General features: G+C 33.3%; 25 protein-coding genes and 1 pseudogene. 22 read left to right on the forward strand and 4 right to left on the reverse strand.

The features are described 5' to 3' along the window. Positions 1-2: 2 nt before the first annotated feature. Positions 3-338 (reverse strand): cell division protein FtsZ, encoded by a 336-nt coding sequence (locus ACSG5Z_RS24300; protein WP_098828829.1) that lies wholly within the window; start codon positions 336-338, stop codon positions 3-5. Positions 339-923: 585 nt separating this feature from the next. Here ACSG5Z_RS24300 and ACSG5Z_RS24305 point away from each other — a divergent pair. Beyond that, positions 924-1,529 (forward strand): MerR family transcriptional regulator, encoded by a 606-nt coding sequence (locus tag ACSG5Z_RS24305; protein ID WP_098213568.1) that lies wholly within the window; start codon positions 924-926, stop codon positions 1,527-1,529. 161 nt (positions 1,530-1,690) lie between these two features. On the opposite strand, the gene ACSG5Z_RS24310 is transcribed toward ACSG5Z_RS24305, so the two are convergent. Beyond that, the gene (locus tag ACSG5Z_RS24310; protein ID WP_000717778.1) at positions 1,691-1,999 is read right to left on the reverse strand and encodes a hypothetical protein; all 309 of its coding nucleotides are present in this window, start codon (positions 1,997-1,999) and stop codon (positions 1,691-1,693) included. A 972-nt stretch (positions 2,000-2,971) separates the two neighbouring features. On the opposite strand from ACSG5Z_RS24310, the gene ACSG5Z_RS24315 reads away from it, so the two are divergent. From ACSG5Z_RS24315 to ACSG5Z_RS24355, 9 genes are all read left to right on the forward strand, one after another. Beyond that, positions 2,972-4,108, forward strand: a complete 1,137-nt coding sequence (locus ACSG5Z_RS24315; RefSeq protein ID WP_435712346.1) for a hypothetical protein — start codon at positions 2,972-2,974, stop codon at positions 4,106-4,108. A 709-nt stretch (positions 4,109-4,817) separates the two neighbouring features. After that, positions 4,818-5,771, forward strand: a complete 954-nt coding sequence (locus ACSG5Z_RS24320; protein ID WP_435712347.1) for a hypothetical protein — start codon at positions 4,818-4,820, stop codon at positions 5,769-5,771. A gap of 19 nt (positions 5,772-5,790) precedes the next feature. Further along, entirely contained in the window at positions 5,791-7,290 is a 1,500-nt protein-coding gene (locus ACSG5Z_RS24325) for a hypothetical protein (protein WP_435712348.1), read from the forward strand. 16 nt (positions 7,291-7,306) lie between these two features. Then, on the forward strand, positions 7,307-7,756 hold the full coding sequence (locus tag ACSG5Z_RS24330) for a hypothetical protein (RefSeq protein ID WP_435712349.1): 450 nt from the start codon (positions 7,307-7,309) through the stop codon (positions 7,754-7,756). 25 nt (positions 7,757-7,781) lie between these two features. Next, on the forward strand, positions 7,782-8,177 hold the full coding sequence (locus tag ACSG5Z_RS24335) for a DUF4320 family protein (RefSeq protein ID WP_149173174.1): 396 nt from the start codon (positions 7,782-7,784) through the stop codon (positions 8,175-8,177). 173 nt (positions 8,178-8,350) lie between these two features. Continuing rightward, positions 8,351-9,607, forward strand: a complete 1,257-nt coding sequence (locus ACSG5Z_RS24340) for an S-layer homology domain-containing protein (protein ID WP_435712350.1) — start codon at positions 8,351-8,353, stop codon at positions 9,605-9,607. Positions 9,608-9,745: 138 nt separating this feature from the next. Beyond that, complete coding sequence (locus ACSG5Z_RS24345) at positions 9,746-12,094, forward strand: hypothetical protein (RefSeq protein ID WP_435712351.1); 2,349 nt, start codon at positions 9,746-9,748, stop codon at positions 12,092-12,094. 133 nt (positions 12,095-12,227) lie between these two features. Next, positions 12,228-12,389, forward strand: a complete 162-nt coding sequence (locus ACSG5Z_RS24350) for a hypothetical protein (protein WP_000358415.1) — start codon at positions 12,228-12,230, stop codon at positions 12,387-12,389. A 142-nt stretch (positions 12,390-12,531) separates the two neighbouring features. Further along, positions 12,532-14,028, forward strand: a complete 1,497-nt coding sequence (locus ACSG5Z_RS24355) for a hypothetical protein (RefSeq protein WP_435712352.1) — start codon at positions 12,532-12,534, stop codon at positions 14,026-14,028. Positions 14,029-14,407: 379 nt separating this feature from the next. Here the strand turns inward: ACSG5Z_RS24355 and ACSG5Z_RS24360 are convergent, their stop codons facing one another. After that, a complete protein-coding gene (locus ACSG5Z_RS24360; RefSeq protein WP_000353169.1) occupies positions 14,408-14,593 on the reverse strand; it encodes a hypothetical protein in 186 nt (61 codons plus the stop codon). A 374-nt stretch (positions 14,594-14,967) separates the two neighbouring features. On the opposite strand from ACSG5Z_RS24360, the gene cpaB reads away from it, so the two are divergent. The 12 genes and pseudogenes from cpaB to ACSG5Z_RS24420 form a co-directional block, all read left to right on the forward strand. Continuing rightward, positions 14,968-15,828, forward strand: a complete 861-nt coding sequence (cpaB, locus tag ACSG5Z_RS24365) for a Flp pilus assembly protein CpaB (protein ID WP_103945480.1) — start codon at positions 14,968-14,970, stop codon at positions 15,826-15,828. 16 nt (positions 15,829-15,844) lie between these two features. Further along, a complete protein-coding gene (locus tag ACSG5Z_RS24370; RefSeq protein ID WP_435712353.1) occupies positions 15,845-16,666 on the forward strand; it encodes an AAA family ATPase in 822 nt (273 codons plus the stop codon). Positions 16,667-16,681: 15 nt separating this feature from the next. Further along, on the forward strand, positions 16,682-18,106 hold the full coding sequence (locus ACSG5Z_RS24375) for a TadA family conjugal transfer-associated ATPase (protein ID WP_435712354.1): 1,425 nt from the start codon (positions 16,682-16,684) through the stop codon (positions 18,104-18,106). Then, positions 18,099-19,031 carry a type II secretion system F family protein gene (locus tag ACSG5Z_RS24380; RefSeq protein ID WP_435712355.1) on the forward strand — a complete coding sequence of 311 codons (933 nt, stop codon included), beginning with the start codon at positions 18,099-18,101 and terminating at the stop codon, positions 19,029-19,031. The genes ACSG5Z_RS24375 and ACSG5Z_RS24380 overlap by 8 nt, the downstream gene beginning before the upstream one ends. A 1-nt stretch (position 19,032) precedes the next feature. Further along, a complete protein-coding gene (locus ACSG5Z_RS24385; RefSeq protein ID WP_435712356.1) occupies positions 19,033-19,899 on the forward strand; it encodes a type II secretion system F family protein in 867 nt (288 codons plus the stop codon). 42 nt (positions 19,900-19,941) lie between these two features. Then, entirely contained in the window at positions 19,942-20,148 is a 207-nt protein-coding gene (locus ACSG5Z_RS24390) for a hypothetical protein (RefSeq protein ID WP_325803019.1), read from the forward strand. Positions 20,149-20,211: 63 nt separating this feature from the next. Then, positions 20,212-20,415 (forward strand): hypothetical protein, encoded by a 204-nt coding sequence (locus ACSG5Z_RS24395; RefSeq protein WP_435712357.1) that lies wholly within the window; start codon positions 20,212-20,214, stop codon positions 20,413-20,415. A gap of 72 nt (positions 20,416-20,487) precedes the next feature. Continuing rightward, positions 20,488-20,694, forward strand: coding sequence for a hypothetical protein (locus tag ACSG5Z_RS24400; protein ID WP_002069495.1), 207 nt, complete (start codon positions 20,488-20,490; stop codon positions 20,692-20,694). An 85-nt stretch (positions 20,695-20,779) separates the two neighbouring features. Next, positions 20,780-21,325 (forward strand): hypothetical protein, encoded by a 546-nt coding sequence (locus ACSG5Z_RS24405; protein WP_435712358.1) that lies wholly within the window; start codon positions 20,780-20,782, stop codon positions 21,323-21,325. Further along, positions 21,322-21,945, forward strand: coding sequence for a hypothetical protein (locus tag ACSG5Z_RS24410; protein WP_435712359.1), 624 nt, complete (start codon positions 21,322-21,324; stop codon positions 21,943-21,945). The genes ACSG5Z_RS24405 and ACSG5Z_RS24410 overlap by 4 nt, the downstream gene beginning before the upstream one ends. Before the next feature lie 112 nt (positions 21,946-22,057). Beyond that, entirely contained in the window at positions 22,058-22,219 is a 162-nt protein-coding gene (locus ACSG5Z_RS24415; protein ID WP_435712366.1) for a hypothetical protein, read from the forward strand. Positions 22,220-22,385: 166 nt separating this feature from the next. Further along, positions 22,386-22,586, forward strand: a pseudogene (locus ACSG5Z_RS24420) (hypothetical protein); the annotation flags it as partial. Here the strand turns inward: ACSG5Z_RS24420 and ACSG5Z_RS24425 are convergent. Further along, positions 22,545-23,018, reverse strand: coding sequence for a CDI toxin immunity protein (locus ACSG5Z_RS24425; RefSeq protein WP_435712360.1), 474 nt, complete (start codon positions 23,016-23,018; stop codon positions 22,545-22,547). The pseudogene ACSG5Z_RS24420 and the gene ACSG5Z_RS24425 sit on opposite strands and share 42 nt — an antisense overlap. Between the last annotated feature and the right edge of the window lie 1,079 nt (positions 23,019-24,097).

The following is a 24,097-nucleotide window of genomic DNA, read 5'->3' on the forward strand; positions in this document are numbered from 1 at the left end:
TTTTAGTTGTTTTTCTCAACTCGTTTTTCAAGTTCCCTAATTAAAACATTTCCTAGATTTGTTACGTCATAAATTCGAACACGACCTATTGCTTTGAAAGATATTAACCCTGCTCCTTCAAGTCTTGCAGTCATAATATCCAAAGCATATCGCGATGGAAGTATTTTTTTACCCTCATAATCTTTCTTATTCTCAATTTGATAATCTTTATGATATTGGTTGATATAATCCCATAACTTTTCTTTGTTCATTGCGCCCTCTGCGTATAGTACACGCAAAGCCCAAATCCCATCATTTAAATTCTCACAGAGTACATCAATAATCTCACTACTACTCATTGATATATTAGACAATAATTTCACACCACCTTTAATAAATAATAAATTTTATCTATATGTACAAAAAGACAAAATAATCATACGGAATTTAATACCGTTATAAAAGCCGTAGATACTTCGGTATATATTCCCGAACTATCGTATGTACTAACTATAATACATCTACGGATGTTAATCAAGAACCTTATTAAATCAATACTTTAAATACTTCCGTAATAATTACCGTAATTAATATTTTAATTGTTACGCATTTATTACGGTAATAAACGTTGTAATGAATACGTAACGAATAAAAAAGATATATTTTAATAAGTGAAAATCCATGTTAAATTTTTAGTTCGATTCACAGAATTTTGAGGTGGTTTTGTACATAATCAAGTGTTAATCACGCTCACCCGACTAATCACCGCTCAATAATATAGGGATTTCAATTTGAAATTAAATGAATGAGCAATGAATGGTTGAGTGATTAAGTGTTAAAAACCATGATATTTTATGCAATCTGCAAAAGGTGTTCTTTTAGTTTCTATAGAATTTTTATATAATGTATATAGGACAAGCAACATATAGTTAGGTGGTGAGCAAATGATTGATGAACAGTTAAGCGATGGTTATTATCGCGTATCTGAGGTAGCAACCATGCTTGATATTCCTGAAAGTACTCTTCGTAGATGGTTGAATGATTTTGATGAGTACTTGAACATAAAAAAAGAACGCCAACTTAAATATGTTCATGAGGATAGTATTGATACAGTAAAGAAGATAAAACATTATTATTCTGAGTCAAAGAAAAAGCACGAAATTGTTGGGCTTTTAGATATGGATCCGACGGTTATTCGTAATGTTTATGCTGAAGATGTTGATGGTGATGGTGAACCGAAAGAAACTTCATTAGTTAAAACACAACAGGTCAATCCAGACTTTATAGAAGCTTTGACGGAAAAAATTACTGAGGAAGTTACAGCTAAAGTGACTGAAGAATTAACAAAACAAAATATGGAATTCTTTGCTGCGGTGGCTAAACAAAGTCAGGATAATTTCGATAGAATCAATAAGCGCTTAGAGGAACGTGACGAAAAGTTAATGAGTACTATACGATTAATTCAAGAACAAAAAAGCGCTAATGCTCAGCGACAAGAGAATACTGAACAAAAAGGCGGCTTTTTCTCTAAGCTTTTTGGAAAAAAATAAAAAGGCTATCATTTTGATAGTCTTTTTATTTTGATTATCCTTAATATCATTTCTAAAGCTTAGTACATTGATAAACAATATGATTCATTCACAACTATTGTTTTAAACTATAATAATCATGGTACTTAGATATATTTTACTATACAAAGGGTTTTCTAATTCTATTTCTTCCAATCTTTAAAATCAGCATACTTTTTATACTCTTTTTCAACTACGCCCTTATACCATTTATTATCACTTTCAGATCTAGATGGTTTATTGTTATATTCATTAATGTCTCCATCTGCATTTTGCCATTGAGGATTTTTATAAGCATATTTGTAAATAAATTGTCTAGCTTCTTTCAATGAATTAAACTCACCTAAATGTAACTTAGGTTGCGCACCTCTGTATCCATATACGAAATAAGTTGTGCCATGTTCCCCTAAAGTTTCGAAAAAAGGTTTTGGTATCAAATCAATTTTCTTCATTTATATCCTCCTATATAATATCAATAGTTTCATTCTACTTAATTAGTAGTATGAAACTATTTTTATATTAATCATAAACAACAGTTTGCTAGGCATCCAACTTTATTAGAAATCCACAGTTTATTCTTATTCAAAACTCGCATCCACACTCAACCACCCAACCATCCACTGGTCATCCACCTTAAAAAACAATATGGTTGACTGGTGATTAATTGACTGATTACAATTTGGTTAAATATAATAAAATCAACCAACCAATCACTAGTCAACCAATATAAAATAATAGTGACATTTAAATATAATTGACTGGTGGTTGAGTGGGTGATTAAAGATCGAGTTTATGAAAAGCCTCTACATATACTCTTTATTGATGGAGTTTCTTGTTAATTGAGCGGCAATCAGGTGGTTGATCAGTAGATATTTAAATTATTCTCACTTATAGTGAATTGGTTTTTGATTGAGCGACGCTCAACGGGGCGTTTGAGTGGTGGTTATTTATACATAGTCATTTAGCAAAGGTCATACTTTTGAAAAAATCACCTTGCAACCATGAAAAAAACTATATATGATGTAGTTACTTTAATAATTTTGTATTTTTCTAGATATGGATTTATTGATAATTGTAAATTTGTATAAATAATAAAATAAATATAATAAAGCAAAAAAAGGTTCATCAGCCCAATGAAATAGCGCCAACTATTTCATTGTGGTATACCGCAAACCAAAACGCCAAGAAATATGTTCCAGGAACTGCGGTAAACAAAGCCAATAAACCTTTTTATTTTGCATGAAATTATAAGATAATTTTACTGTATCTTATGTATTTGTGCAACTTAAAAAGGGGATTTCTTGCGTATTTTTAGGCATTGTTTACCGTGGTTATACAAGTATTACTTTTTTAGAGAGTAGTATTTTTGTATCCGTGGTATGACAGTGCCTTTTTCTGCTCTTTCGAAAGGAGTTAGCAACATTATGCATACGCAAATGGCTTTTTCCCAACAGAATTTTAAAGTTCATGGGGTTAAGTTTTTTGATGGACTATTAAACATCGTAAAACTAGAAAATGAAAGAAAAGAGTTACCATCTTCAGCTTTAGCTACTTACATCTTGCTTCACTTTGAATGCAATGATATAGGAATGCTACCACGTGAATTTCAAATAATGGATCTTGCTAAAAAAAGCGGGATTCCCTACACAACAATTTATACAGGGTTTCAAGTTTGTTTGGAGCGTAGACTTGTAAAAGAAACACCTGTTGGAAATCGTACCGTATATGAAATCGTAGATTATGCGTTGTATAACCACACTACAGCAGAAACTGCAAATATGACAGGTATATCGCTATCGTATTTCCGTATTCCATTTCACTTAATTCAAACGACTATAATGAGTAATCTAGTTAAGGCTCGTGATAATAGAGGTTTTATATTCCTTTTAGATTTAATCAATACATTTTCAAGAAAAGTGGGTATGGAGCATTATAAACATAAAATTGAGGAGTTTCAGATTACAAGAAAGATGTCTTTCTTAAAAGAGAGATTAAATCGTAATGCAAAAAAAGTAAGACAATACTTAGAAATTATTAACCCCATTGTGCAATTTACTGCAATTGATTCTAAAGAGAAGAAATCTAATGAAACAAGAATTACAAGTATAAGAAAACAGGTAAAACAAATCATCATTGAGAAGTTCAACGTGGTATTTTCTTCAAACTGCGTAATTGAGAATGATAAAAAAGAATTACATAGACCAGTAGCGAAGTGCAGAAAAGAAGCGGTGTCTCGTTTAAAACACATGGGACAGGCGTTACGAAAAAAAGATAAAGTAAATATAATGACCGCATTTAGACAAGAGATTGTTGATATCGCGATTTATTTACCAACAAAACAAAAACAAAGTGAATTACTAATTTACGCAATGACTTATGCATTAGATCAAGTTGAAAGTTGTATGAAACAGCAAGAAATATTCTCTATTCCAGCATTTTTGCGTGTTAAGTTTAGAGAGTCCTGGATAGGTTTTAAGGAAAAAAACTTGTCTACAGGGGAAAAACACGATGCAATGATAAATTATCATAAGAAGAATGGTGTTTATCCGGAATTCATGTAATTTTTTAAAAAATATACGGCAGCCCTTGTTAAAAAATCACTTAAAAGCAAGGGTTATTTGGCATGTTCTTTAATTTGAAGACATGCTTTTTTATTTAGGAAAATATATCTATTAGCATTTTTGCGGAAGCACATAATCGATTTACGTTATGTTTGGTTACGATTCAGTATGTTTATAATTCGATTCAATACTTGTGGTTATCTTAGTAATATGATTCTAACCTTGTGAATTCTTAGTAATATGGTATTTAACTTCTTAATTTGTGATTTCTATGATGTAGAACTTGTATGTAATGGGGATATTACGATAGTGAATTTGGCTTAATATCCAGGAACGTATGTAATACAAGGCTTTAGAGGTGTTTGCTGAATCTCTTTATAATTAATAATTGAGTTTAGTTATATATATTTCTTGTTGGTTTTATATAAAATACTTGTGATTATTTATATTTAATTACTTGTATTTTTTTAGATTAAATACATAGAAAAATAGAAAGAAGGAATAAATATAAGTTTACAAGGAGGTAATTAATCTATTGACTTTTAAAATTCATAGAGGTATTCTTATACGTGAACAACAATTAACTAAGATAAATATATAAATTAATAGATTTAATTTCTAGCTAAACGGACACACCGAAGGCACATAACCTGCCATCGGTGTGTCTTTTTTTTGTATAAATAACAATAAAAAGGGAGAATTTGAAGCTATGAACGAAATTGTGAACATGAGTAAAGAACGATTTACAAAGTATTGTGAGGACAATGCAGCATTTGAAGAGGATATTAGTCGCATTATTAATCACTACTTTTTATTACTAGGGAATAAGGCAAATATTTTACAGGAAAGAGAATTTAATAACGAAATTGAAGAAAAAACGTTTAAAAATAATGTAAAGCGTTTTGAAACTCTGTTCCCTGCAGCTGTTAAGAATGCATTTTTAAAAGGGTATCAATTATGCCTTGAGTTTATACATCATCCTGAAACACAAATTCCAGAGAATCTATATACTGATCCTAATTTTATAAAAGATATTCCTTTTGCCTTAGCAAATGCATCTGAATACGAATTGTATGAAATCATTCGTACAGATGAAACACAGGAATTTAGTGTGTTTGCTATACGAACATATGAGGGAATTCGTCCATTGTTAGAACAAGTATTTTGCGAAGTTGCATTCACTGGTGCTGAATATGCTTTTGAACATGAGCGATTGGAAAAAGGACTTGAATTAAAGAAAGGTAATAGTACCTCGTTAACCAAAGTTCCTGTAGATCGTCTCTTCTCTATTACGCCTTCTGTTAATGGAGTTGTTGTACATGCGGAAGAACATTGCGAGATTTGGAATTTAAATTGGAATAGCAAAGTAACAATCGATAATCCTTTTGTTGAGCTTGCTGAGGTTACATTTATTCATCAAACAAAGGATATGATTCAAAAAAATATTGAAAATGGTGTTTTATACTACAGCATTCTTTATATTGATACGCCACTACATGAGATACAAGATCGATTAGAAATACGAGTAAAACTAAATTCTGATTTTGGTGCTCCACGTCCAATGGAACAAGTTGAAATGGAGTATATACTCAACGAAATTATTGGGAAGGTTCATCTTCGGGCACAGATTCCAATCGAAAACATGATTTTAATCCAACGTTAGAGTTTGTAGGAGGTTAGCTATGGTGAAAAAAATTGTATTAGCTATTAGTGATACTGTATATACGGCATATTTACGTGAGGATTTTATTGGTGCGGGATTTGACGTAGCTGATAGTGATGTGATGCACATCAAGTATCTAGATGAAATTCTAGATACGGAACAACCCAATATTTTATGTATTAATGACAAACGTTTAAATATTGATGCGGGACAAGAAGATAAACGAGAATTAATTATTTTACAGAAGTTAAGGGATATTCGCTTTAATCGGGATATTCGTATTGTGGTATTTACAGAGCGTGAAAATGATGATGAGTTTTTGGCGAAACTGATTTATCTAGGTATCTATGACATTTTTAACTCTCGTAAAATTGATATTGATAATAAAGTTATCCCGCAGCTGCTACAGGAGTCGGATATTAAAAATGTAGCGGAAATTGTAGGAGCAAGTCAGGCACCCCAACAAACAAAGTTGCCTGAGGTTCCTGCTGATAAGCAAGAAGAGGAAGTATCAAGTGAAATAGAGGAAGATGGCAAAAGTGAACCTGCCTCTATTTCCAACAAATTATTTAAAAACAAACAAAAGCGTAAGTCTGTCCCAGAGGAGACACCAAAAGCACCTATTATAAAAAAACATTATAAATTAGCTTTTGAGCCAGTATATGAAAAACAAATTGGTATTGCCATTCCAAGAAGAACAATTGTTGTGGCCAGTATGAATAGGAGAAGTGGTGCTACTTTTGTTTCACATCTTTTAGCTGCTTACTTAAATGAATTACAGATTGATGTGAATTATATAGAGAATCTTTATGATGATGGCTATACGTATCCGTTACTAAAGGGATATACGGAAGCACCAGAAAACTATCGTAGTGAATTTATGTTGCAGCGATATAAAGAGATGTTACAGAAGGAATCTGATATATTATCAATTCCCAAATGGAAGCAAGGAAAAATAAATTATATCGTAAAGAATCCTATAGTGGACCAAGAGCTAAAAATGGAAACAGAGCATGACTTTGACCATTTTATTAAGGTTTTATTGGCAAACCAAGAAGCACCTATATCTATTGTTGATGCGGGTTACGATTGGGATAAAGATTTATACCATGAAATATGTGAAATGGCAGATTATATATTCTTTGTAGCAGAACCAGATCTGCATCAATTGCTAAAGATAGCACATCCCCTTACACAAAAAGAGAGAAAGCTCGTTTCTTACTTAGCTTTAGAGAAAACGAGAATCATTGGGAATAAGTTTTCTTCTGCCCTCTTAAAGAATGAAGTAGTAGAAGAGTGCTTTGGAGAGAAATTATTAACTGCTTTAGCACCATATGAGATAGAAGATGTGTTTGAATCTCAATTAAATAGTAGTACGTTACTATCTAGTCGGAACTATTATAAAGAGCTTGAAGGAATAATGAAGGAAATAGCAGAGTTATTGCTACCTAAACAATTGTTGAACCAAAAGAAAAGTTCCATTTTAAGTGGTTTTCGATTTCGGAAGTCTGAAAATTAAGGAGGTGTGAAAAGCGATGCAAAAGTTTATTATAGGTGCTGCCTCATTATTACTATGTGTTGGCTGTTTATTCTTAATGACGGATATGATTATTGGCGATACAACACACGCAGATAATAAGTCTGCATTAGAACGTGCTGGAAGTACAGCAATGGATAAATCCGTAAAAGTAGGTGTTTTACGGGCACAAGAAGAAATTGCTATTGAACCAGCAATCGCAAAGAAAGAATTTGAAAAGTCTTATAAACAAAATGCAACATTTAAGGATCCGGCATCAAAACGAGAGTTTTCTGTACATGCTGTACAAGAGCAACCTGCAATGATTGCGGTTGAAGGAGAAGCCGAGACTGCTAGTTATACTAAACAATTTGATGAAAAGAAAGGCAGCATTAAAAGTAACGCAAAACACATATTTATTTATGAAGCAAATTCTGACAACAAGAAAGCTGGAGGAAACGTGAAATAAATAAGAAAAAGTAGGTGTGTAAGAAATGCAAAATACAGTAACAACAGCGCTTTTTCTAACGCTTTCTTTATTATTGATAACTCTTATACCGGAGGGTGTACTGTATGGAATGCAGTTAATAAAGGCACATGATTTTGCTTCTAGTACAGTAGAGTTAGCAGAAAAAACAGGTGGCTTTCAGTACACATATGAAGGAAAAAACGTAAATCTAATTCCTGATATAGAGAAGAAAATGAAAGAGCAGAATATGGATGGATGGGAATATGAATATACAAAAGGCCGCGTAGATCATAATCAGCCATTGAACTTTAAGATAAAAGCTGAGCATCATTTCTTTATTTTTAAAATGATAGGGATAGATGGTGTGAAAGCACCAATATGGGCTAATAAAGATGGAATGGGACAAATCTATTTCCGTTGATAATATCAATAGGTATAAATAGAAGTAAAAAACTATACTGAAAAGTGTAGTTTTTTTGCTAGAAAAATATATTTAAAAATAAATATATAAAAATACTTTACAAGCCTATTTCTATATGGTAATATTTTCCATATAGAACGGTGGTTATAAAAAACGAAAATTCATTAATTTATATGTTAAAGTATCTAGATTTTATATTTAAATTCGGTACAATAAAGGAATCTATAAAAAAACTAATATACTTGGAGGAACAAACAATGGCTAACAAATTTTTAAAAACAGCAACAGCATTAACAATTATGGGTACATCATTACTAGGAGCAGGAGCTTTTACTGCAAAGGCTGATAACACAGACTCATTAAAATTCAATGATGTTCCAGCAAATCACTGGTCTACAAAAGCAATTTATGATTTAACAAATCGTAAAATAGTACAAGGGTACGGAAATAATATCTTTGGTTTTGGTGACAATGTAACTCGTGGGCAAGTTGCTCGTATGATTTATATGTACGTAAAACCAGCTGATGCAGATACTAGCTTCAAAAATCCATTTACTGATATTAAAGGTCATATGTTTGAAAAAGAAATCTTAGCACTTGCTAAAGCAGGGCTTGTAAATGGTTACGGTGAAGGGAAATTTGGTCCAGATGATATTTTAACTCGTGAACAAATGGCGCAAGTACTTACAAATGCTTTTAAGCTCAAAGCTACTAAGACAACAACATTTACTGACATTGATAAAAATTCATGGGCATTAAAAGCTATTAGTGCATTAGAAGTAAATGGCGTTACTATTGGTACGGGAGGTAAGCTGTATTCACCATATGCACATGTAACACGTGAACAATATAGCCAGTTTTTATATAACTCTATTAATACAGTTGAAAAAGAAACAAAACCAGAAGTGAAGCCAGACCCAAAACCTGAGGAAAAACCAGAAGTGAAACCAGATCAAAAGTTACCAGTGGAACTAGATGGAAAACTAGTTGCAGATAATGTTGAATACAATAAAGTAGCAATGGACAATACGCCAATCGCGAAAAAATCTATTTCTTCTGAAGCACAAAATGTGCTTAATTCTGTAAACAATAAGTATGGAACAGGATTAAAGTATTCTGATTTAAGTGGAACTATTAGTCTAGTTGATAAAAACATGTATTTACCTGCGGGTTCTTTAAAATCTCAATTTTATATTGATGCAATAGATGAAAATAATTTTGAAATTGTTTTCTTATATAATAATGAGGCAACAGTAGAATTAGCTAAAAGATGGGTGGCTCTACTAAATCCAGCGTTGAATTTAGATAAGGAGATTCAAGAAACAGTTGATGCGCAAGTTATCAATAATTATCTGAAAGAGAACCATAAAGTTCGTATTGGGCATTCTACTGCAGATAAAATGATGTATGTTCAAATTGAGAAGAAATAATATCATTGAATTTAAATATATTGTTTGTTATTATATATTTAAATGAATATGTGAATTTTAAATTTACGTGAAGGACACACCTTACGTACCATTCCAACGGTACAGGTGTGTCTTTTTTTTGTTTAAGGAGGAAAAGAAATGAAAATTAAAAAGGGGATATTTATTCTTTGTACTTCAGTTTTATTATTGACACCTAATATTGTAAATGCGAAAAATAATGATGTTCCATTTTACAATGGGAATAAAGATACTTTTCTAAAATCTCCCCAATTACAAATGCCTGGGAAATATCTGAGACCTGGTAGTTATTCCCCTCCAGGTACTGATTTAATGTATAAGGGAGACATTCATTATCCTGCGGTTTATAATGGTTCATTTAACTGGGAGAATTCTAAAGAAAATTTAGTGCAGGGAAATGATAATTCTGAACCATATATTCGAATCTCAAATGAAGGGTATTTTGATAGCTCTGTGCCTATTGGGGATAGAATGGTAACAGAAATAGAACGTGTAACAAGTCCAATCATAGCGGATAAGTATTGGGGGAATCCTAACTTTGTATTAGGTAATATAAAGAAGCATATTATTAGAAATAATAATACAAATGAGATGTATGGCCAATTTTATTGGATTCGTGATATAGCCTATCTTTCGGGGGGGTATGCTGGAGCTGGAGCTGTAGATGGTGTCAATAATTATAATTTGTGGTATGTACGAACTAGTAAACCTGAACTAAAAGAGTTTAAAGTATCTAGTGGTACAAAAGATGTGCCTGTTAAAATTAAATTTAACGGTTTCGAATATGTAAGTAAGAATAAGGGGTATAATGACCGAGATCCTAACGGAACAACGGTTAATCCTTATCAATCAGAAGCGGGCGAACGAAATCGTGTGAAATGGATATTAGATATTATGAAAGATGGGGAGCCTGTACATCATCAAGAAAATTATTTGCGTTCAAATGTGGAAAAGAATAACCAAAAACCAAATGAAGGTGATGCTGGACGATTTTCAAAAGAAGATTTAAGCTGGCAACCACAAGTGTGTGGTCAATATACTGCCAAAATTAAGGTGCTTGATGGAGTTCAAAGGGAATCAAATGAGAAAACTGTGAACTTTAATGTAGAGGGCAACTGCGGTACAGAGGTAACGCCTAACCCAGATCCAGGCGATGAAGATGACTTTAAATATAAAATTGATTTCTCTAGTGACAGAATCGAAGGTGAAACCGCAAGAGAAGGGAAGAATATCAAAACAGGAGTAGATGTATCACGTGATAATTTTAAACCGGAACGTGACCAATATAGAGCAAAGGTAAATAACAATATTAATAAGTCCCAGCAAGAAGTAAATAGTTCTGAATCTGATAGGGATAGTGCACAGTCTAGTCTAAGTTATTGTCGTCGTAATCCAATTCATGAGGTAGATGCGGAAGGGGAGGATCACTACTATGATAGAGACTGCTCTTGGGAAGAAAAAAGACTGGACAGTGCAGCAAGTAGGCTAGATACAGCAAGGCAGAAGTTAGAAAAAGAGAAAAATAAAATTAAAAAGTTAGATGCGCTAGAAGCGAAATATGCAAATCCTGAAACAGTAGTCGTGCTCAAGCATAACGGACAACAAGTAGCATCACAAAAGGTAAGGTTAACTGAGGGAGAAAAGAAAACCTTGAACCTTGGCTGGCAACATAAGGGGAAAGGAACAATTCAGGCAGAAATTAACCCTGCTGGTAATCGTCTAGATATAGAAGAAACCACATACAAAAATAATCCTATTAAAACAGCTATCTATGCACCATCTCATGAAAAAGGGATGTGCGGAGTAACGAGTGTAAAAGGTGTGGTAGAAACAGTGAGTGAACGAGTGTCAAAAGAGGACACAGTGGGAGAAATGTTCTATGAAACATTAAGTGGAAGTATTGATAATTTAGCACCATCTAAGCTCCATGCTGGGTATGGTTTTTCTTATGGGGTAAACGGAAAATACAAAAATGATTGGAATGCCAATTATCCAGGTGTATTTACAAAAGCAACGGCACAATATCCTTTTGCTGATGAAGGATTAAAACCTACACAAGAATTAGACATTGTTTCTAATAATGGTTTAACATCAAAATTCTTACCTAAAAATATGTATTTGTCTGAAATAACGGGATATGTCTTTGATAGTAAAAGACCAACTAAGTCTTTATATTGGGATGGACAAGAGAAAATTATTGATGGTGGACAAAAATGGTATGCACCATTAAAGACGAAAGATGGAAAGTATTCTTTCAATGTTGAGACAAATCCTGCCGGTGTGAATGAAATGAGCTTGTGCCTGACTAATGACGTAGAAATTAAAGGTGTCGCGTATGATGACTTTAAGAAGAGAAGGGTGCTTGCAGACCTCCCATTCCCTGTACAAACGCCTGGATGGAACTGGGTTGGAAAAGAACACATAATTACAGACTTATCAAACTGGTACTACATGAAGAATAAAAATTAGTTAAATAGTATTATATAATTAGTTGAATCGATAAAAGTATATAATCCTTCTTAAACTAGTAGCTGAATGGATAAACCAAAGGCACATCCCTTAATGGGGTGTGCCTTTTTTACGTAGAAAGGGGAATTTTCGAATGGATAAAAAGAAAAAACAGCGTATGAAACGAACGATTTTTATTGGAGTTATCGCAATGATTATCTCGCTATATATTGGAAGTGAATTTCAGGATCGGAACGGGAAAAGCTATGCCCCTGCAAAGTATTTTGAAACAGGAACGAAATTGATTTCGTATTAAAAATACTTTGTGTTATTTCACAGAACTAAGCTTCAGGAAGCCCACTTCTTTAGAGGTGGGAGGAATGAAGTGTTTTTTTCTTTATAGAACATATGTTTATATTGTATAATATAAATAATAAAAAAGAAAGGGGTGACGGGCAATGACAAAACCAAAGAAAGATTGTTTTATTATAGAACTGAAATTAATTGTGGATACATGGCAAAAGGATATTTTACTCAAACGTTTTGAAATTGCTCGTAAACTCTATAACACTACGTTATCTTACGCAACGAAGCAATATACACTCATGAAAGAAGCTAAATCCTATAGAAAACAATTACGTTGCTATCAGAAGGCAAAAAAAGCAAATCATCCAAAAGAATGGAAAGAAATCGCAAAAGAATTAGATAGCATTCGTCAATCCTTTGGATTAAGTGAATATCAACTTCATGCTTATATCAAAAAACACCAACACAATTACAAAAAACATATAGATAGCAATACCTCCCAAAAAATTGCTTCTAGGGTTTGGAAAGCTATGCAAGACGTAATATTTAAAGGAACGAAAGTACACTTTAAACCATACGGAATGCTTCGTTCTGTAGAAGGAAAATCCAATAAAACGGGTATTCGATTCAAAGAAAACAAGGTCTATTGGAATGGATTACTCCTTCCTGTTCGTTTTCGTAAGAATGATTTATTTATAGAAGAATCACTCGCTCTTCATACGATAAAATATTGTCGTCTTGTCAAAAAAATGATTCGTGGAAAGGATACCTTTTATGTACAACTCGTGATGGGTGGCATTCCTCCTGCAAAGAGAATCAATAAAACAGGAGCCTTTCGACATTCCTACCAAAAGAAAAAGCGAGTAGGCATAGATATCGGTCCTTCTACGATTGCCATCGTTTCAGAAGAAACCGTTTCTATCCAACAACTTGCTCCTGATGTTCCTTTATTTGAGAGGGAAAAAAGACGTATATTACGCAAGTTGGATAGAAGTCGTAGAAGTACAAATCAAAACAACTTCAACAAAGATGGTACTGTAAAACGTGGCATCAAGCTTCATTGGACATGTAGTCAAAACTATCAAAAAACAAAAAGTCTATTAAATGAGTTGTATCGAAAAAAAGCTTCTTATATCAAAGAAAAACATGGTGCATTGGCAAATAGCATCTTATCCTTAGGTGATGAAGTGTATATTGAAACGATGCACTTTAATGGATTAGCAAAACGTACAAAAGAGACAAAAACAAATCAACAAGGCAAGTTCCAATCCAAAAAGCGTTTTGGTAAAAGCATTGGGAATCATGCGCCTGCCATGTTAGTGGAAATTATCAATCAAAAATTGAAGTATGGGAAACAAGAGATACAAAAAGTAAATACGATAACTTTTAGAGCCAGTCAATATAATCATGTAACAAATAGTTATGAAAAGAAAAAACTCCATCAACGATGGAGTCAAATCGGAAATCATCTCGTACAACGAGATTTATATAGTGCCTTTTTATTAATGAATAGTGATGTAAATTTAAAACAAACCAATCAAAACCGTTGTATACAAACGTTTGATATCTTTTTAAAGCTACACCATCAACATATAGAATCCTTGCAACAAACAAAGAAAAAATACCCACTCAGCATGGGTATTCTATAAAATAAGGAATCATTCCTTCGTAGGTAGAGCTACCTACCTTCGTTAAAACTTATTGCGAACACAACATCAGTTGTGTAGATAAGAAAGTCTTATGGAACAGAAGATAAATCAAAGATGTTGTACACAGAACATAGCAATACCATCTGTGGAGAGCTTTGTAACGCTTCTTTCAAGTACATAAGAACCCCACCGCTTTAGCTGTGGGAGTAGTCAGTAACTATAGTGGATGAATACACATGACATGTACGATAGTTGGTGTTATAATATGTGTAGAAGTATTATAATAATAGTTTTTGCATAAACTAAAGAAGACGAAGTGCTGGTAACACTTCGCCTTATGTAACTGCTACCGCAAGGTGGTTGGTTACTAAAAATTTAGTTATTTTTTATTGAACCACCAAGTACGTTTGCGGCGTTGGGTGGTTCTTTTCGTTTTTCGTCGCTTTTTTTGTCTTTTCTTCCAAAACGTTGATAGGTATTTCCCTATATGTTTTGCAAAAAAAACAGCGACTTCTCTAGCAATTACTTTAAGAATTTCAATTGCTATCATGAAAAGAATGTCCATATTGTCACCTCCTTTCTCCATAAAATAAAAGAGAAAGGAAAGCAACCGACCACCCTGAAATATTCAGTTACGTTAGATTCATTATACCATATTTTTGAGGTGTTTAATAGCTTGAAAACCTTGATTTGACAACGTTTTTAAGGGTTTTTGATTTTTTGAATCAGAGATTTTAAATGGTGAAAATAATATTTTTTTTAGAAATGATTGACATAAAACTCTATATATCATAATATTGAAATTGTAATATTAAAGAAATCAAATCCAACATTTTCATATAGACTTTAGATTAGCTAAAAGGACACACCTAAGGCGCATTATGCCATAGGTGTGTCCTTTTTTTGCGTTTAAAGGCTACATAAGGAGGAATACAAACATTGAAGCCATCTAAGTTTCAAAAGAAGCAGATTGCTGCGGTAGGTTTAGCTGCTGCAACAGTAGCGGGTATCTATGGATACAATCATTTCGCAGTAGAAAATGCAGTGAAACCAACAAAAATCGTTGTAGCCGCAAAGGATATACCTGCACATACAGAGATTAAAGAAGACATGCTAGTGGAACGAACATTACCTGGTGATGCCATTCCACCAAATGCATTACGTGTAAATAAAAAAGAGGTTGTAGGTAAGTGGACAAATGATGGGCAGCCCATTACAGAAAATAGCTATCTCTTTAAAAACAAAGTAGTAAAGAAAGAAGAGTTACCGGACTCTGCTATTTTAAATTTGAAAGATGGAGAAGTTGCTTTCCCGTTACTCGTTGATTTGGAAACAAGTTCAGGGAATAGTATTATCCCAAATACGTATGTGGACTTGTATTTCAAACAAGTTGTGAAAGAAGGAGACAATGAGAAGGTTGTCTTTGGTGGTCTGTTCCAACGTGTACGTGTGACGGCTGCAAAAGATAGCAATACAGAAGATGCATTTGTGTTAGAAAAGAAAGAATCCAAAGAGGAACAAGAAGGAAAACAAAAGCCAAAGGTAACGCGATTATATACACTAGCTGTCTCACCTGAACAACTTCAATACTTAAATCGTGCAAAAACACTTGGAGATGTTATTCCTGTTGCAGTCGGACAAAAGGTGGAACAAACAGGGAAAGAATTAGAACCAGCTGAAGGATTCTCACAAATATCTGATCAAAAGAACATTTTAGACTATGTAGAGAAGCATTCCACTAATCCAATTTCTAAAAATGTAAAAGAGTATGTAGCACAGTATCTGAACGAATCCAAGTAAGAAAGGGGTTATTAAGATGGAGCGGCAAGTAAGAATCATTGCCTTTTATGCGACAAACGAAAATGTAGGGAAAAGGACATTAAGTATTGCGATGGCAAATGAATTAGCTCATTTAGGGAAAAAGGTGCTTTACGTAGAAGCAGACCAGGTTAGACCAAGCTTTGCAGTTGGAACTGGTCTTAGCCACGATAGTAAAAACATCTTAGAGCTTGTAAGAAAAGAAAATGAATACAATCTCTCGCAGTATATTTGTACTAAGCAAGATTTATTAGAGAAAAAAGTTAATCCAAGGTTGATGCAAAAATTGCACGATAAAATGGATTTTCTGGTGTTTCCATCAGGCTATAGCTTAGCTCAATTCCCAAAGATCCAAAACAAAGAATTGTTTGTAACGACATTTATAGAATCGCTTGTAGATACAGAATACGATTATACCATTCTATCAGTACCAACTGAATTATCCGAGGTTCTGAGTTATCCAATCCTATACCAATCAGATATTGTTGTTCATGTGTTAAATGGCAATCCTCGTGGTGCAATAGCAATTAAAAGAGAATTACAACTACTAGAAGAAGCAAAGCTAACATTGCCTCGTATGATTCATGTTTTAAACATGGGAGATGAAGATTATGTAGAAGATATTGAAAAGCTTTCTTCCCAAAAAATTGCGGTGACAATTCCGTATGACAGGGATCGTACAAGTTATGAATGGGGGATGCAATTTGGTTCCCCGCAAATTAATACAAAGGTCCATCACATTATGGAAGCAGCTGGTCTTGATATTCCAACCCAGCATACATCCTCTATGAAAAAGGGTCTCTTTGGTTTACGAAATTAAAAGGGAGGCAGAAGTATGTGGGGCTATTTACAGGGAAAACAAGTCGCCTTAAAGCGAAATCGAGTTGATTTATATCATTTTGGTTATATGATTCGTTCCAAATCAGCTCGAAAGTTAGGAACAACTACAGCTCAACAAATTAAAGATATAACAGATGAAATTCGTGCATTTTTAGTTAAAGAACATCGTGATATCTTAAGTGAATCTTTTATGAATAAGGAAAAAAAAGCTGCTGTAGAGCAAATCATTAAAAGTTTCTTATTAAGTAATCAAGTCGTCATTTCAGAGGTACCTTCTGAACAGTTACTGAACATGGTGTGTGACGATATTGTGGGATTTGGAATTATTCAACCTCTAATTGACGATAAAGATGTAACAGACATTTATATCAATGGCATAAAAGAGATTATATACGAAAAAATAGGTGAGGGAGAGTGCAGGTACAAGTATCGATATGAAGCTGAAGAAGATGTAAAAGCCTTAGCTTATAAGATGGTAAACAGTACGTCAGAATCACTTAATACAGCAAAGCCATCTGTTGACTGCGTATTCCCTTATATTCGTATCAATATCGCCTTAGATGAGATTGCTGGACTTGGTACAACAATTACTATTCGTAAGAATGCAGATCATCTTCGTGCCTCAGAAGAACGTATGTTATCCACAAATCAAGCATCGAAAGAGATGTTGAACTTTTTGGCAGCAGCTGTGAAAGCCAAAATGAATATTTTAATTGCTGGAGCAACAGGAACAGGGAAAACGGAGTTTATGAAGTACCTCGCTTCTCATATACCAAAGAATGAACGTACTCTTGTAGTGGAAGATAATCCTGAACTCTATTTACATCGTATATTTCCAGAGCATCATTTTGTTCCGATGCAATGTAGAGCATCCGAAGTTGAAGAAAATGCAATTGATTTTGATAGATTGTTAACGAATGCTTTACGTCAAGGACTAAAGAGATTACTTGTAGGGGAATCGAGGGGGGGAGAAGCCCTGAAAATGATTAACTTCTTCCAAACGGGACACTCTGGTTCTACCTCTGTCCATGCAAGAAGTGCAAAAGAAGCAGTAAGACGTTTAATGCTTATGTGTCTACAAAGTGGTGCGAATATTGGTGCTCAGTATTTATATGAATTAATTTCACAGACATTTGATGTGATTGTCTTTTTCGAAAAGAAAGATGATGGGAATCGTTATATTACAGAGATGATTGAATTATTGGATTATCAAGGTGATATACAATTTAATCAACTTTCTCAGTTTATTCCGACATACGAGGAACATGATGAAATGAATGAAAGAGTAGGAAAGATTCATGGCCAGCATAAAATTACAGCAACAATGTCAGCCGAAATGGAGAGGAAATTCCGTTCTTCTTCTGTAAACCCAGCTCTTTATGCACCATTCCTTTCACAACAGGAGGTGCAGTATGCATAGTTTGTTCGCCTATGGATGTATATTATTAATCTTTATTAGTGTAGTATTGCTTGTTTTACTTTTTGCGAAATCTAAAGGTTCTGCTCTTTCGCAATTTATACAAGAAAATGAGAAAGAAGAAAGGCGCTTGGAATTAAGAAATATTAAAGGGATACGAATGTATCTGCCACAATCTGTTATCCAAGAAGCCCAAAAGTACGAGTGGAAATTGACGAAAAGCATGTACTGGGTATATACGATTCTTTCCGGAATGAGTATAGCGGCAATATTCTACTTCTCCTTTGGAAAAGATCCTTTTACACTGATTTCTGCTTTATGTGGATTTTTAGTTCCGAGATTTCTTCTCTATCGAAGAAAAAAACGTTACTACTTGGTTGTTATTGACCGTCTTTCTATCTATATGAAGGCTGTAGCGAATGCACTTCAAATTAGTAATAACGCCAAACGCGTGCTTGTACAAGTAAAGCCAATGATGCATGAAAGCATTCAAGAAGAAATAGAAAAAGTTTCTCTTCTATTAGAAGGTGGAACCACAATGCACCGTGCATTTAGAGGGTTCAATGAAACGTTTAACTTTAGAGAATTGGTATTTTTCCATGAAATGTTGGAAGTGTGTAGCAGAGAAGGTGGCGCGAATTCAGTGCAAGTCTTACTAGATATTGCAGAAGATTTCGAAAAACAAAAGCTATACCTAGCAAGATTACGTTCTAGTTTATCGCAAGCACAACGTGCCTTTGTGCAGAACTGTTTAATCGTCATTGCCATGCCAATTGTGATTATGTTGATGTCAAAAGAAGCATATGGATTTTTAGCAGGTTCTATGATGGGGAAAATCGCATTAACGGTGAATATGTTAATTGTCTTTTTCTTAGCAACCCGTGTAGAAAAGATTGCAAACTATAATCCAACAGAAAGAGGGGAATAAAGTGGCTGCGATTTTAGCTGTAGTAGTATTCGTTGTCATGTACTGGGTATTCTCTACCTTTCTACAAAGTAAAAAAGCGAGCGGTAGCCTACTTACAAACTATGTAGAAAATGCAAAACGAATTGAAAAAAAGAATTTAAATCAAATGATGCTCGCTCCCTTCCAGTCGTTATCACATAAGTATCTGACAGAAGAAAAGAAAGAGCAGATTCAGAAAAAATTAGAAGAAGCCGGTTTGGATACGAAACCAGAAGAATATTTGAAAATGAAAGTTGCGTATCCCGTCATTTTCACTTCTGTTTTCTTGATCTGTACGGTGTTTCATGATTACTACCTATTTAAAGTGGGAGTTTTGATTTCACCACTGCTTTATTTCTATCCTGATTATTTATTAAAGAAAAGAATCAAGCAGGCGATAGAAGCAAGGAAATTTGAATTACCAGAGTATCTAATTCCAATGCTGCAGCTATTAAAAACACATACTACATTAGAAGCAGTAAAAAAGGCGCAGATATATGCAGGGAGACATCTTCGACCGTATGTATCTACACTTACAGCGGAATTAGAAATGTATGCGGGTTCGGATCAACCATTTAGAAACTTTGCAGCAGCTTTAAATAGTCCAGAAGTAAATACTTTTACCATTGCGCTACAACAAGCACAAAAAACGGACAAGGTACAAAGTCTTCGTATTATGGACGCACAGATTAAAATGATGCGTGAGCTAAAACATGAGAACTATAACCGTCTCATTCAAAATAAGCCAATGGAAATGAATAAATTTAACGTTGCTGTAATTGGATGTATTGTGATTTATCCAATGGTTATTGTTATTCAATCCTTAATGCAAGGATTTGCAAGTATATAAGAAGTTAGTATTCTAAATTAAATAAGCAGAGGAGCAATACAGATGTTAACAAAAATGAAGAATTGGTTGAAAAATGAGGACTCACAATTATCGTCAGAAAACGGTATGTTAATCGCTTTGGCGGTAATTATCGTATTAGTAATTGGCCCGTTTGTATGGAAAGCAATTCAAGGTGGGTATGATACGATCCTGGCACGATTCACAAAAGCATCAAGCAATGCAGATGTGAATTCTTGGAACAAGAAATAGTAGTTTCAGGTCAATGATATTTATTACGTATAACTCAAATAAATGGATAAGGGAGATTCAATCATGTTAGGAAAAATGAAGGATTGGTTAAAAAACGAAGATTCACAGTTATCATCAGAAAACGGTATGTTGATTGCCTTGGCGGTAATTATCGTATTAGTAATTGGCCCGTTTGTATGGAAAGCAATTCAAGGTGGGTATGATACGATCTTGGCACGATTCACAAAAGCATCAAGTAATGCAGACGTGAATTCTTGGAATAAGTAATAAAAGATTTAAATAGATAAGTTCTTATTTTAGTAGATTCTTAAAAATTATATATAAAGGGGAAAAAATAAAATGTTAACAAAAATGAAAAGTTGGTTAAAAAATGAAGACTCACAATTATCATCAGAAAACGGTATGTTAATCGCGTTAGCGGTGATTATCGTATTAGTAATCGGCCCGTTCGTTTGGAAAGCAATCCAAGGTGGGTATGATACAATTCTAGCTCGATTCACAAAAGCATCAAGCAATGCCGATGTAGATTCTTGGAACAAAAAATAAATGTAAAAATCAAGGGGGCTACTCTAGAAGTGGTTCCCTTTTTTAGACAACAATTGTATATGGATTCAGAAAAGGAGAGAAGAGAATGTCTTTGTATGTTATAGGGTTATTACTAAGTTACATGTTCCTAAATGTATTCACTGATTTGAAATATAGAAAAACGAAAAATATATGGCATTTACTATTCTTAATTGTAGGTATAGGAATCACATATTTTGTTGGAATAAGAACAGGGAAAGAGATTTTGATTGTACTAGCCATGGCCTTAGCATGTGGTTTGTTGTTAGAAACATTTAAATTTTCTTCACCCGGTGATACAAAAATGCTTGTGGTGGTAGCTGTATATGTTAGTAATATAGTAGAAGAATCAGCTATCCTTACCGCTATTACATTAACAGCTTTCCATTTACTATTCTTTTGGATTGCTAGTGTGTATCGATTAATTAAAATTTTAGGGTTTGTAGGAGCGATTAAAGACCAATTTGAGCATGCTGCTTCTATATTTGGGGCAAAACTACCAAAGAAAGAAATACAGCTGATACATAGCTTTCCGGGGGCTTGTTCAATTTTATTAGGGGCAATTGTGTATATTGCTTTCACTATGTATCAAAACGGAGGTATGTTAGTTTGAACAGTAGAATCATTCATCAAAGAGAAACGTATATTTATTTCATGATATTCGCACTAGTAGGGGTATTTATTACAAATTTGTTTATTAATATGGTGTTTATACTAGCGTATCCGTTACTTATCGGATTAATTGTACAGGTTGTCCTGCTTCAGAAGATAAAAAAACCGTTTTATCGGAGCGGAAAAGAATTAACGGAACAGTTAAAACTAAAAAATATATTTCTAGTAGAATCAAATATTTTAGGAGATGAAGAAGGAACTGTGTATGAGGTGCATCAAATGCCTTTTACATTCTCGAATGGACTAATTAATAAAGAGAAGAGTTATAAGGTAGTAAAACAAGATTATGAAAGAAAAGTAAAAGAAGATTTAACGAAAATTGCAAAATGGCAAGTTACAACAAAAGCTAGACTTGTTACAACAACTCATTTTCGTTTATATACAATTTGGCAGAAAAATAGTACAGGCTATCAATTAAAAAAAATAGAGGATTGTGTTGATCCATATGCCAAGATGAACATTATACAATGGATGATTGCTTCATTCTGTACGACTGGTCGTATTAAGTACGATAAAAAACCAAGAGAGTGGGCAAGTTATGAATGGATTACTTTAAGGTAAATAAAAAAGACAGAAAAACTTCTGTCTTTTTTTATTTTGGCCTTAAAATATGAAAGGAAAATGAATATATTAAACATTGTAATAGATAAAACATTCAAAGGAGTAGATTTAATTGACTGATTTACCAATGATTTTAGGAATGCTATTTTGGTTAGGATGGGCTTTATTCTACTGTTTAGCTCTTTTTGTAGCAAAAGATGAAAATAAGTATTTAAAAATCCTCTTGTTTAGTATGTTTATGACTATGTTATTAATTAAGGTGGGAGGATATTAATAGAGGGGGATTAAGCCCATTTTCTATTATGCCAAATTAGTAGTTTCATTTCGTTAAAAAGAGATCTCCATATAAAAATGGAGATCCTTTTAAAATGGCGATGAGATAGGACTCAATATCTCATGTATGACACTTTAACTATATATTATTTCAAAAAAATAGAAAAGAATGTGCAACAAAAGCTAGACTTGTTGTGATAACCCATTTTCGTTTATATACAATTTGGCAGAAAAATAGTACAGGCTATCAAACGAAAAAAATAGAGGATTGTATTGATCCATATGAAGCAGCAACGGAACTAAAAGGGTACGCAACGCATTTGGTATTAGCGAAATCCAACCTTAATCAATTCTTCATTGTTTATTTCAATTATGAATCTATGCTCTGTATCTAATAGCCAGTAATAAAAACTAACTGCATCAATGTCAACTAGTGATTGGAATACTTTATCAAGATTTGTACTTACTACAGGGATTTCATAGTTATCCCATATTATAAAAATCTGTTCAGCAAAATCTAGTTGATTTGCTCTAATAAGGGAAATTAGTTGTTCTTTGTTTGAAGCTATTAATTGACTGTCTATCTGTTCCCAATCTACTCTTCCCGATCCAGTTATAGGAAATAAGTTCATTAAAGTAGTAGCAATCTGCTGGCTTTTTTCCTGAGAGAAAATGAGAGTTTCGTTTCCTAGGGATTCAAGGCATTCATTAAACAAAGGGTTTGTATCATTTCTGTTTTTGGTTTTCAGTTCTCTTAATTTTTGTCGTATTTTCCATTGTCTTGACGATCTATCATCCATTATTAACATTCCTTATACAATTATTTATGAATGAGTATAGCATATAAGGGAAGTCCTTATGAAAATGAATTTTTATAATATAAATTAAACAAAAGCTTTATTTTATAGAAATGTGAAAAGAGCACACAGAAAATGTGTACTCATAACAATTTAAATTATTTTAAGGACCATGATATATCATCAAGGGCTTTATAAATATAACTATACATGCGGTAAAAGAGATACTTTGGATTGTATTTTTCTTTCCAGTTCATAATAATCACCTCTCATACAAATAGCTTAATTACATTATACGATTATTACTTCGAATATTAAGAAAATTCGAAGTGAATTAAGGCGAATTTAAACAAAATAGTTATTTGAAAAAAGGACCTCTCACGGAAAGATAAGAGGCCATCAAATAGATGTTGTATGTAAAACACGTGATGTTTCAAAAAAAGGATTGTAAAATAAAACGAATAAAATATACAAAATCTTTATTTAAATATAGAAGCCCTAGGATTAGGGGGCTAGGGCTTCTAGTCATGGTATATCTCACACGACATTATAAAAAGAAAAGAACGTACTGAAAATAACACATGAATGTTTCATAAATGTATCAAAAAAGTGAACAAAAAGTGATTTTGTAAATCAAGGTAGTTATAACATTTAACTAACTTCTTGTTGAAAAAAAGAAGCCCCGCAGAAAATGTTACGGGGCTTCATAAGATTGAGTTATGTCGTACTCACAAGAGATTTTAACATGGATTTAGTGTTGAATAAATCGGTAAATATGTCCAATTAATCTGGAGCTATTATCTTATACAAAAACGCTATTTGGTAAGTATTTATAAAAAAAAGCGCTTTGTAAAGGTACTCTTTGCAAAGTTTTTGTCTACTGTCGTGTTTTTTCTAAGAGGTGAAAGCTATTATCTCACTTATAAAACTAGGCAGTAGGCTCCAAAAGAAGAATCCCCATCGACCAGTAACTAGGGTGACAGTTAAGAAAAGAAGTGGTACTAAAATAACCATTATTAAAGATATTCTTTGATATGGATTCATATAAAGACGCCCCTTTATGGATAAATAGTATTGTATGT

The sequence above is a fragment of the Bacillus pretiosus genome (genome assembly GCF_051294775.1).
In the GTDB taxonomy this organism is placed as follows: Bacteria; Bacillota; Bacilli; order Bacillales; family Bacillaceae_G; genus Bacillus_A; species Bacillus_A wiedmannii.

Excerpts from the sequence above, each read along its gene's own strand:
- ACSG5Z_RS24345 (WP_435712351.1), top strand. The coding sequence starts at position 9,746 with ATGAAAATTAAAAAGGGGATATTTATTCTTTGTACTTCAGTTTTATTA.
- ACSG5Z_RS24400 (WP_002069495.1), top strand. The coding sequence starts at position 20,488 with ATGTTAACAAAAATGAAAAGTTGGTTAAAAAATGAAGACTCACAATTA.
- ACSG5Z_RS24350 (WP_000358415.1), top strand. The coding sequence starts at position 12,228 with ATGGATAAAAAGAAAAAACAGCGTATGAAACGAACGATTTTTATTGGA.
- ACSG5Z_RS24340 (WP_435712350.1), top strand. The coding sequence starts at position 8,351 with ATGTTAAAGTATCTAGATTTTATATTTAAATTCGGTACAATAAAGGAA.
- ACSG5Z_RS24390 (WP_325803019.1), top strand. The coding sequence starts at position 19,942 with ATGTTAACAAAAATGAAGAATTGGTTGAAAAATGAGGACTCACAATTA.
- ACSG5Z_RS24355 (WP_435712352.1), top strand. The coding sequence starts at position 12,532 with ATGACAAAACCAAAGAAAGATTGTTTTATTATAGAACTGAAATTAATT.
- ACSG5Z_RS24325 (WP_435712348.1), top strand. The coding sequence starts at position 5,791 with ATGGTGAAAAAAATTGTATTAGCTATTAGTGATACTGTATATACGGCA.
- ACSG5Z_RS24315 (WP_435712346.1), top strand. The coding sequence starts at position 2,972 with ATGCATACGCAAATGGCTTTTTCCCAACAGAATTTTAAAGTTCATGGG.
- ACSG5Z_RS24330 (WP_435712349.1), top strand. The coding sequence starts at position 7,307 with ATGCAAAAGTTTATTATAGGTGCTGCCTCATTATTACTATGTGTTGGC.
- ACSG5Z_RS24310 (WP_000717778.1), bottom strand. The coding sequence starts at position 1,999 with ATGAAGAAAATTGATTTGATACCAAAACCTTTTTTCGAAACTTTAGGG.
- ACSG5Z_RS24320 (WP_435712347.1), top strand. The coding sequence starts at position 4,818 with ATGAACGAAATTGTGAACATGAGTAAAGAACGATTTACAAAGTATTGT.
- ACSG5Z_RS24395 (WP_435712357.1), top strand. The coding sequence starts at position 20,212 with ATGTTAGGAAAAATGAAGGATTGGTTAAAAAACGAAGATTCACAGTTA.
- ACSG5Z_RS24375 (WP_435712354.1), top strand. The coding sequence starts at position 16,682 with ATGTGGGGCTATTTACAGGGAAAACAAGTCGCCTTAAAGCGAAATCGA.
- ACSG5Z_RS24405 (WP_435712358.1), top strand. The coding sequence starts at position 20,780 with ATGTCTTTGTATGTTATAGGGTTATTACTAAGTTACATGTTCCTAAAT.
- ACSG5Z_RS24370 (WP_435712353.1), top strand. The coding sequence starts at position 15,845 with ATGGAGCGGCAAGTAAGAATCATTGCCTTTTATGCGACAAACGAAAAT.
- ACSG5Z_RS24425 (WP_435712360.1), bottom strand. The coding sequence starts at position 23,018 with ATGGATGATAGATCGTCAAGACAATGGAAAATACGACAAAAATTAAGA.
- ACSG5Z_RS24360 (WP_000353169.1), bottom strand. The coding sequence starts at position 14,593 with ATGGACATTCTTTTCATGATAGCAATTGAAATTCTTAAAGTAATTGCT.
- ACSG5Z_RS24300 (WP_098828829.1), bottom strand. The coding sequence starts at position 338 with ATGAGTAGTAGTGAGATTATTGATGTACTCTGTGAGAATTTAAATGAT.
- ACSG5Z_RS24335 (WP_149173174.1), top strand. The coding sequence starts at position 7,782 with ATGCAAAATACAGTAACAACAGCGCTTTTTCTAACGCTTTCTTTATTA.
- ACSG5Z_RS24305 (WP_098213568.1), top strand. The coding sequence starts at position 924 with ATGATTGATGAACAGTTAAGCGATGGTTATTATCGCGTATCTGAGGTA.
- ACSG5Z_RS24380 (WP_435712355.1), top strand. The coding sequence starts at position 18,099 with ATGCATAGTTTGTTCGCCTATGGATGTATATTATTAATCTTTATTAGT.